The organism is Aquabacterium parvum (assembly GCF_001447195.1).
Taxonomy (GTDB): Bacteria; Pseudomonadota; Gammaproteobacteria; order Burkholderiales; family Burkholderiaceae_C; genus Aquabacterium; species Aquabacterium parvum.
This window is the reverse complement of the sequence record NZ_LFRI01000111.1, coordinates 1-273: the sequence shown is the minus strand read 5'-3', so window position 1 is coordinate 273 and position 273 is coordinate 1. Positions and strand designations below refer to the sequence as shown.

General features: G+C 66.7%; 1 protein-coding gene. It reads left to right on the top strand.

What is annotated here, in order from left to right:
- Positions 1 to 221 (top strand): hypothetical protein (locus ABG80_RS22430; RefSeq protein WP_160322436.1); only part of this gene is annotated, 221 nt, incomplete at its 5' end.
- Between the last annotated feature and the right edge of the window lie 52 nt (positions 222 to 273).

Genomic DNA, 273 nt, shown 5'->3' with positions numbered 1-273 from the left:
TGGGTGGTGGCGTCAACAAGAAGACCGGCGAGGTGATCCCCACCCGCCCGGTTCTCCAGATCGAGGGCCTCGATAACCGTGGCCTCGTTCAACTCTTCACCCTCACAGTTCCGGACACCAAGCCTTTCGAGGGCCGGGTGGGTGAGCAGGTGTCCGTGCCGGTGCGTGCGTGGGCTCCTGGCGCGTCGGTGAGCCTCGCCTATGAGGGGGGCAAGGTGTGAGGATGGATGCACGTATGAGGCCGCTGGCGGCGGCCCTGCGGGATGGGCGAAG